The sequence below is a fragment of the Monashia sp. HAY1-2A genome (assembly GCF_056755315.1).
Genome location: NZ_JBNDHY010000180.1, coordinates 1 through 8,289 on the forward strand (window position 1 = coordinate 1; position 8,289 = coordinate 8,289).

The window sequence follows — 8,289 nt, forward strand, 5'->3', positions numbered from 1 at the left end:
TCGGTGCGGTGACCGCGCTCAAGGGCCACGACGTGCTCGTCGAGGCGCTCGGGTCGCTCGGCAGCCTGTCGTGGGACTGCGTCGTGGCGGGTTCCCTCGAGGTCGACGGATCGTTCGCCGCGGACCTCCGCCGGCGGGCGCGCGATCTCGGCATCGCGGACCGAGTCACGTTCGCCGGCCCGCTGGGAAGCGACGAGCTCGAGCGGACGTACGCCGCGGCCGACCTGCTCGTGCAGCCGTCGCGGCTCGAGACGTACGGCATGGCCGTCACCGAGGCCCTCGCCCGTGGCCTGCCCGTCGTGGCCACCGACGCGGGCGGCCTGCCCCGGACGCTGGCGGGCACGGACCGAGCCCGAGAGCGGGCCCGGGACCTGCCCGGGCTGCTCGTGCCCGTCGGCGACGCGTCGGCCCTCGCCCGCGCGCTGCGGACCTGGCTGACCGATGCCGCCACGCGCGACCGGCTCAGGCGGGCGGCGGTGGACCGCCGCACCGCCCTGAGGCCGTGGTCGGACACCGCGCTGACGGTCGCCGACGCCCTCGCGACGCTGACGCCCTGACCGTCGCGGGACGCGTCGGCGCTGAACCCGGTGGGCCCGGGCGGCGTCCTCGGGGGTGGCGCCGCCACGGCGTCGACGGCCCCGGTGTGCGGAGGAGACGCAGATGGTGCGAGCGCGGCGGTGGGTGCGGCCGCTCGGTGTGGCCGTGCTCGTGGCGGTGCTCGCGTGGCGCGTCGGTCCGGGACCGGTCGCCGACGCCGTCCGTCACGTCGACGCCGCCGCCCTGGTCCCCGCCGTCCTCGCGGCGGTCGCCGTCACGGTCGTGACGACGGTGTGCGCGGCGTGGCGGTGGGTCCTCGTGGCGCGGGGCCTCGGGCTGCACCTGTCGCTCCCGCACGCCGTCGCGGCGTCCTACCGGGCGCAGTTCCTCAACGTGACGCTGCCGGCCGGCGTCGCCGGCGACGTGCACCGTGCGGTGTCGCACGGCCGGTCGTCCGGGGACCTCGGCCGCGGCGTCCGCGCCGTGGTGTGGGAGCGGGCCGCCGGGCAGGTGGTGCAGGCGGGGCTGGCCGTCACCGCCCTCGTCGCCGTGCCGTCACCGCTGCGGGCGTGGGTCGAGGAGCACATGGTGCTCCTCGCGCTCGCCGGTGGTGTGGCCGCGGCGGCCGTCCTGCTCGTCCTTCGGGTTCGGCTGCGCGGCAGTGCCACCCGTGCGGCACGGATCGTCCGGGCCGCGCGCTCCGACCTCCGCCGTGGGCTCCTCGCCCGACGGGTGTGGCCGGGCGTGGTGGCTGCATCGGCCCTCGCCGTCGCGGGCCACGTCGGCACGTTCGTCCTCGCCGCGCGCGCTGCAGGGGTGGCCGTGCCGCCGGTGCGGCTCGTGCCCGTGGCGCTCGTCGTGCTGCTCGCGGCCGCGGTGCCCCTCAACGTCGCCGGCTGGGGACCGCGCGAGGGTGCCGCCGCGTGGGCCTTCGGCGCGGTCGGGCTCGGCGCAGGACAGGGCGTCGTGGTCGCCGTCGTCTACGGTGGACTGGTGCTCGTGGCCAGCCTGCCGGGCGCAGCGGTCCTGCTGCTCCGAGGACGTGCCCACCGGACGCGTCGCGTCGACGCCGTCGCGGGAGGCGCGCATGCCTGAGGCCCTCACCCCCGCCGCCGAGACCAGTCGTGGGCCGACGCCTGCGGGGGCGCAGGAGCCGGCGCGTCCGTACGTCGTGCTCAGCTGCGGCATGTCGATCGACGGCTACCTCGACGCCCCGTCCCCGCAGCGTCTGCTCCTGTCCAACGACGCCGACTTCGACCGGGTCGACGCCGAGCGCGCCGCGTCCGACGCGATCCTCGTCGGGGCCGGCACGATCCGACACGACGACCCTCGCCTGCTCGTCCGCTCGGCGTCCCGCCGCGCCGAGCGCGTCGCCCACGGGCTGCCCGCGTCACCGACGAAGGTGACGCTGACCCGCTGTGCCGACCTCGACCCGGGGGCTCGCTTCTTCGCCGACGACGGCGCCGAGAAGCTCGTGTACTGCACGTCACCCGTGGTCGAGGGGGCGCGTTCGCGGATCGGCCACCGCGCGACCGTCGTCGACGCGGGGAACTCGTGCGACCTCCACGGTGTCTGGGCAGACCTTGCGGCGCGTGGCGTCCGGCGGCTCATGGTCGAAGGCGGCGGCACGGTGCACACCCAGGTGCTGGCCGCCGACCTCGCCGACGAGCTGCAGCTGGTCGTCGCGCCGTTCTTCGTCGGCAGCTCGCGCGCCACCCGGTTCGTCGGCGACGCCGCCTTCCCGTTCAACCCGCAGCGGCGGGCCGAGCTGGCCGAGGTGCGCCAGATCGGCGACGTCGTGCTGCTGCGCTACGGGCTGTCGTCACGTCCCGACCCCGCCCGGACGGAGGATCCGTGAGCGAGGCCATGGGCAGCGACCCCCTCCTGGGTCCCACGCCACCACCCGCGACCGTCCGCACGGCGGTCGTGGTGCCGCTCGCGCTCGCCGACGGGTTCACGACCACGGCGCTCGCGCACACCTTCACCGGCCTGGTGGACGGTCTCGAGCACGTCGCCCTCGCCCTCGGCGACCTCGCCGACCCGGCCGCCTCCGCTGGACCTCACCGCCCGCACTCGGCTCCGCTCGTCCGGCTGCACAGCGAGTGCCTGACGGGTGACGTCTTCGGCAGCCAGCGCTGCGACTGCGGGCCGCAGCTGCACGAGGCCGTCCGCCGCCTCGCATCGAGCGGCGGTTACCTGCTCTACCTGCGCCAGGAGGGGCGGGGCATCGGGCTCTACCCGAAGCTCGACGCCTACGTGCTGCAGGACCGCGGCCTCGACACCTACCAGGCCAACCTCGCCCTCGGCTTCGGCGCCGACGAGCGCGACTACACCGTCGCCGCCCAGATGCTGCTCGCCCTCGACGTGCCGCGCGTCCGGGTGCTGACGAACAACCCCGACAAGCCGGCCCAGCTCGAGCGTCTCGGCATCGAGGTGACCGGGCTCGTACCGACCGGCGTCCACCTCTCGCCGGCCAACGTGCACTACCTGGCGACCAAGGCCAGCCGGGGCGCGCACACGCTCGACCTCCCGGACCGGATGCCGTAGCTCGCCGGACGCGTCAGTCGCCGGCGATGCCGGTGCGCTCGACACCCTCGACGATCCAGCGCTGCAGGAACAGGAACATGAGCAGCAGCGGCAGGATGGCGACGAGCGCGGCCATGAACAGCTGGCTCACCTGCACCGACTGCGCGGTGAGGAACGTCGACAGGGCGATCTGCACGGTCCACGACTCCTGGTCGCGGCCGATGACGAGCGGCCAGAGGAAGGCGTTCCACGAGCCGATGAAGGTGATGGTGCCAATGGCGGCGACGAACCCCATCGAGTTCGGCACGACGATGCGCCAGAACGTCCCCCAGTAGGACAGGCCGTCGATGAAGGCGGCCTCCTCGATCTCCCGGGGGAAGTTCAGGAAGAACTGCCGGAACAGGAACGTCGCGAGCGCCTGGAACAGCCCGGGGATGATGAGGCCGCGCAGCGTGGAGATCCAGCCGAGCGTCGAGACGAGAACGAAGCTCGGCACGAAGGTCACGGCCGCGGGGATGAGCAGCGTCGCGGTGATCGAGTAGAAGACGGCGTTGGACCAGCGGTACGGGATGCGGGCGAGGCCGTAGCCGGCCAGACCCGATACGACGAGGACCCCGATGGTCTGGGTCACGGCGATGAGGCCGGAGTTGAGCAGCGAGCGGGCCATCGGGATGGCGGGGTTAGCGAACAGGTCGGTGAGGTTGGCGGTGTTCCAGTGCGGCGGCAGCCAGTGGAAGTCCGGCGAGGACAGGTCCTGCTCGCGCATGAAGGCGCTGCGGACGACGAGGTAGAACGGCACGAGGAACAGCAGTGCCGCGATGACGAGCGCGCTGTAGCGGGCCCACCCGGTGGCGCGGGACCGGCCCCGGCTGCGGACGACGGCCATCAGGCCTCCCGGTCCCCGATGCGCAGCAGCCGGCCCTGCACGACGGCGACGACCGCGATGATGAGCGTGAGGATGACGGCGCCGGCCGACCCGTGGCCGAAGTCCTGGCCCGAGCCGAGCGCCGTGTAGTAGAGGTAGACGAGCGGCGGCCTGGCGTACGGCGGGTAGGTGCCGAACGTCGAGAGGATGTTGTAGAACTCGTCGAAGGCCTGGAACGCGTTGACGAGCAGGAGCAGCAGCACCGCCGTCGACGTCGCCCGCAGCTGCGGCAGGGTGATGTGGCGGAAGACCTTCCAGCCCTCGGCGCCGTCGATGGCCGCCGCCTCGTAGAGCGTCGGGCTGATCCGCTGGATGCCGGCGAGGAACAGGATCATGTAGAAGCCGACCTGCAGCCAGAGCCGGGCCGTGACGATGACGAGCCAGTACCAGGGCGGGTCGGCGAGGCTGAGCCACGGGATCGCGTCGACGCCGAACCAGCCGAGGACCGCGTTGGCCAGGCCGGAGCGGATGCCGCTGAAGATCGACATCTTCCACACGAGGGCCGCGACGACGTACGAGCAGGCCGTCGGGAGGAAGAACACCGAGCGGAAGAACGCCTGCATGACCCGCGTCCGGGCCACGAGCAGGCCCGCCCCGAGCGAGAGGACGAACGTCGTCGGCACGATGAAGACGGCGAACGCGACGAAGGTGAGCAGGCTGCTGCGGAAGGCCGGGTCGCGCAGCATGTCGAGGTAGTTCGCGGCGCCGACGAACGTCGTCGGGGTCACCGTGTTGTACGCGTCGAAGAACGACAGGTAGATCGACCAGGCGATCGGCACGTACACGAAGACGACGAGCCCGAGGACGAAGGGGCCGACGAAGAGCCAGAACCACACGTTGCGGTTCTGGTATCCGCGCAGCCGCTGGGCCAGGGGCGGACGCGTCGGCAGGGGGCCGGACGCGTCCGCCCGGCTCGTCGTGGCCGGCGCGCTCAGGCGAGCACCCGCTTCAGCTCCGGCTCGGCGACGGCCTTGACCTTGGCGATCTCGCCGGCCGGGCCGGCCCCCTCCTTGACGATGCGGTTCATCGCGTCGCCGAAGGCGGTGGCGCACTTCGGCGTCCACAGCAGCGGGCTCTGCGCGTGACCGACGTCGGTGGCGAGCTTGGCGGCGTCGGCGGCCTGGCCCTCCTTGAGCGTCGAGGCCTGGCTGATGAGGCTGGTGCGCGACGGGATGTGGAAGCCGTAGGCGGTGGCGAAGTCGAGCTGGTCCTGGGTCTGGTCGACCCACAGCCACTTGACGAACTTCTTGGCCGCGTCGACATCCTTGGCCTTGGCGCTGACGCACGAGCCGTACGCGCCGACGGGCACCGACGGCTTGCCGCTGCCGTCGAGGGCAGGCCAGGCCATGACGCCGAAGTCGTCGCCGAGGCCCTTCTTGATGTCGGGGAAGGTCCACAGGCCGGTGAACTGCATCGCGGTCAGGCCGGCGGTGAGGGCCGACGCGTCGAACCAGTCCTTCGGTGCGCCGAGGAGGAGCACCTTGGCGTCCCACATCTCGCGCAGCTTGCCGAGCGCGGTGGCGGCGCGGGGGTCGTCGAAGCCGAACTTGTTGTCCTCGGTGAGGTAGTCCAGACCCGCGGACCACAGCATCGGGCCGCCCATGAGGCCGGCGCCGCCGTCGTTGCCGAGGAAGAGGCCCTTGACGTCGCCCTGGGTCAGCTTCTTGGCGGCCGCGACGAGCTCGTCGATGGTCTGCGGCGGCGTGACGCCGGCCTTGTCGAGCATCGACTTGCGGTAGACGAGCAGCTGCATGTCGATGACCTGGGGGATCGCCCAGACCTTGTCCTGGTAGGTCATCCGCTTGAGGATGCCGGGGTTGAAGTCGCTCCTGGCGTCGCCGAGCAGGTCCGTGAGCTCGACGACCTGGTTGCCCTTGATCATGTCGATCGTCGGGCCGTTGCCGTACTCGAAGACGTCGGGGCCGGCGTTCGTCAGCAGCGACGCGGCGGTCGACTGGTCGTAGTCGCCGGGTTTCCAGCTGACCTTGACCGTGGCGTCCTTGTACGCGGCGGCGTAGCGCTCGACGGCCTGCTGGGTGCCCGCCTCGCCGTACTGGTGGTACCACTGCTGGATCGTCGTCCCGCCACCACCGCCGCCCGACGCCCCACCCGACGCGGCCGGCTGGCGGCCGGTGTTGCTGCCGCACGCGGCGAGTGCGCCGGTGACGACCGCCGCGCCGCCGAGGCCGAGGAGGGTCCGGCGGCTGAACGCACCGGAGAGCTGGCTGTGCTCGCTGTGCTGGGTGTGCTGGTCCGACATTCCCCTGAGTCCTTCCTGCCCGCCACACGGGCACCGACGTCGGTGGCCGGGCCCCGGCGTGACAGGTACCCGCCCGCTGTCGATCGTATGCCGCCCACCTTCGGTCGGCCCTGTGAGAGTGGGCGACTCACGAAGCTGGGCGGTGGAGCGGCGGGGCGGGACCGGCGGCGAAGGGGCGCGTCGGGCATCACCGTGCCCGCTCGTGCGTTGTCGCTAGGGTCGGCACGCAGCCCGGGCGGACGACCCCTCGGGACGACCCCTTGGAAGACCCCGCCGCACGACCCCGCCGCACGACCCCGCCGCACGACCCCCGAGAGGCCACCCATGGACCAACTCCCCGACCTCACCGGCCGGCACGTCGTCGTCACCGGCAGCAACAGCGGGACCGGCAAGGAGGCCGCCCGGCGACTCGCCGCGGCCGGAGCCGACGTCGTCATGGCGGTCCGCTCGACGGACAAGGGCGACGCGGCCCGCGCCGAGATCCTCGACGCCGTGCCCGAGGCCTCGGTGACCGTCCGACGTCTCGACCTCGCAGACCTCGCCTCGGTGCGTGACTTCGCGAGCTTGATGGTGTCGCAAGCGCGCCCGATCGACGTCCTCGTCAACAACGCCGGGGTCATGGCCCCGCCCCGCCGGTTCGAGACGGTCGACGGGTTCGAGCTGCAGCTCGGGACGAACTTCCTCGGCCCGTTCGCCCTCACCAACCTCCTGCTGCCGCTCCTGCTGACCGGCAACCAGCCGCGGGTCGCGACGATGACGAGCGGTGCCGCGGCGATGGGCCGGATCGACTTCGCGGACCTCCAGTGGACCTCGCGTCGGTGGAGCCCGTGGCGCGCCTACGCCCAGTCCAAGCTGGCCGACAGCCTCCTCGGGATCCATCTCGCGCGGGTCGCCACCGAACGCGGCTGGCCGCTGCTCAGCACCCTGGCCCACCCCGGCTACACGCGCACGAACCTCCAGATCGCCGGGGCGAGCATCGGCCGTGACGGCAGCAAGCCGCCGCTCTATACGCGCCTGGGCTTCTTGCCGGTGCAGGAGGTCGAGCAGGGGACCGAGCCACTGCTACACGCAATCGCGGACCCGACCGCGACCCAGGGTGCGTTCTACGGGCCGAGCGGACGCTTCGGGCTGGCTGGTTCAGCCACGCTCGTCACGCACCCGCGCTCCGCCCGCCGTCCAACCCTCGCCGAGTCACTCTGGGCCGTGGCGGAGAACCTCACCGGGACCCGCCTGCCCGACTGATGTGCGAAACCCGTGATCGCTGCCGCACCCACAGAAGTGCCCACCCTCTGACCACCGCGCGGCCGGCTTCTGGGTCGCCCACGGGGTGACGCGCCGCCGCCCCCATACGCCCCGAGCTCGCATCCTCCGAAGGACACCCATTCCGCCCACTATGGGCGCGGCACCCCGCCCAGAAGGCTCCGGCGCCGAGGCGTCCGTGGGCCGGAGCCACAACGCCGAGAAATTGCCCAAGGCTGTCCTGCGAAGCACTTGTGGGTCGGTTCCACAGCGGCGGGTAAACGCTGCACCACCGCGTCCCGGCGGCACCAACTGCATCGCGTTAGAGAGGCCTCGCTCACAAAGTGCGCGAGCCGCCCCAGCCCCCAAATTGAGATGGCGTAGCTGCGGGACGCCGCCGTAGCCTTTTCAGTAGTCCGCGGAACAAGGATCCGCGGCCCCTTTGTGTCGAACTCCAGGCACTTCGAGCGAGCGAGCCCATTGATACGCTCGTCGGGGCAGTGACGTTCGGCTGGTAGTGCTCATCCGCGGAGTAGTTGCGGTACTTCTGTGCGGTACGCCTGTTGGGGTCAAGGGGCCAAGCAGGTTGTTAGGCGATCGGAACAGCCAGCTTGGGACGGCCGAGCGAGCGTTGAGCCAGCGCCTGAGCTCTTCCCAATCGGGTGAGCTGGGCTACCTCGCCGCCGGTGGTGATGAGTGCTCGCACGCACGCAAACCGCACGGCAGTGTGGGACTGACTGCCTAGTTGCGGACGAAGCACCGGAGTCCCGGGCTGTGGATGGAGTCGTCGAGCCGAGGTCTG

General features: G+C 72.1%; 8 protein-coding genes. 5 read left to right on the forward strand and 3 right to left on the reverse strand.

What is annotated here, in order from left to right:
- The 4 genes from ACPYOM_RS19330 to ACPYOM_RS19345 form a co-directional block, all read left to right on the forward strand.
- Positions 1-557: glycosyltransferase (locus tag ACPYOM_RS19330; protein ID WP_481347198.1), on the forward strand; the 557-nt coding region annotated here is incomplete at its 5' end.
- Positions 558-660: 103 nt separating this feature from the next.
- Entirely contained in the window at positions 661-1,632 is a 972-nt protein-coding gene (locus tag ACPYOM_RS19335) for a lysylphosphatidylglycerol synthase domain-containing protein (protein ID WP_481347199.1), read from the forward strand.
- The gene (locus ACPYOM_RS19340; protein WP_481347200.1) at positions 1,625-2,395 is read left to right on the forward strand and encodes a RibD family protein; all 771 of its coding nucleotides are present in this window, start codon (positions 1,625-1,627) and stop codon (positions 2,393-2,395) included. The genes ACPYOM_RS19335 and ACPYOM_RS19340 overlap by 8 nt, the downstream gene beginning before the upstream one ends.
- Complete coding sequence (locus tag ACPYOM_RS19345; protein WP_481347201.1) at positions 2,392-3,084, forward strand: GTP cyclohydrolase II; 693 nt, start codon at positions 2,392-2,394, stop codon at positions 3,082-3,084. Before ACPYOM_RS19340 ends, ACPYOM_RS19345 begins: the two co-directional genes overlap by 4 nt.
- A gap of 13 nt (positions 3,085-3,097) precedes the next feature.
- Here the strand turns inward: ACPYOM_RS19345 and ACPYOM_RS19350 are convergent, their stop codons facing one another.
- The 3 genes from ACPYOM_RS19350 to ACPYOM_RS19360 form a co-directional block, all read right to left on the reverse strand.
- Positions 3,098-3,949, reverse strand: coding sequence for a carbohydrate ABC transporter permease (locus ACPYOM_RS19350; RefSeq protein WP_481347202.1), 852 nt, complete (start codon positions 3,947-3,949; stop codon positions 3,098-3,100).
- Positions 3,949-4,824, reverse strand: a complete 876-nt coding sequence (locus ACPYOM_RS19355) for a carbohydrate ABC transporter permease (RefSeq protein ID WP_481347203.1) — start codon at positions 4,822-4,824, stop codon at positions 3,949-3,951. Before ACPYOM_RS19355 ends, ACPYOM_RS19350 begins: the two co-directional genes overlap by 1 nt.
- 95 nt (positions 4,825-4,919) lie before the next feature.
- Positions 4,920-6,248, reverse strand: a complete 1,329-nt coding sequence (locus ACPYOM_RS19360) for an ABC transporter substrate-binding protein (protein WP_481347204.1) — start codon at positions 6,246-6,248, stop codon at positions 4,920-4,922.
- Positions 6,249-6,572: 324 nt separating this feature from the next.
- On the opposite strand from ACPYOM_RS19360, the gene ACPYOM_RS19365 reads away from it, so the two are divergent.
- The gene (locus ACPYOM_RS19365) at positions 6,573-7,490 is read left to right on the forward strand and encodes an SDR family oxidoreductase (protein ID WP_481347205.1); all 918 of its coding nucleotides are present in this window, start codon (positions 6,573-6,575) and stop codon (positions 7,488-7,490) included.
- Positions 7,491-8,289: the final 799 nt, after the last annotated feature.

Coding starts and splice junctions, on each gene's coding strand:
- ACPYOM_RS19335 (WP_481347199.1), top strand. CDS start 661: ATGGTGCGAGCGCGGCGGTGGGTGCGGCCGCTCGGTGTGGCCGTGCTC.
- ACPYOM_RS19340 (WP_481347200.1), top strand. CDS start 1,625: ATGCCTGAGGCCCTCACCCCCGCCGCCGAGACCAGTCGTGGGCCGACG.
- ACPYOM_RS19350 (WP_481347202.1), bottom strand. CDS start 3,949: ATGGCCGTCGTCCGCAGCCGGGGCCGGTCCCGCGCCACCGGGTGGGCC.
- ACPYOM_RS19360 (WP_481347204.1), bottom strand. CDS start 6,248: ATGTCGGACCAGCACACCCAGCACAGCGAGCACAGCCAGCTCTCCGGT.
- ACPYOM_RS19365 (WP_481347205.1), top strand. CDS start 6,573: ATGGACCAACTCCCCGACCTCACCGGCCGGCACGTCGTCGTCACCGGC.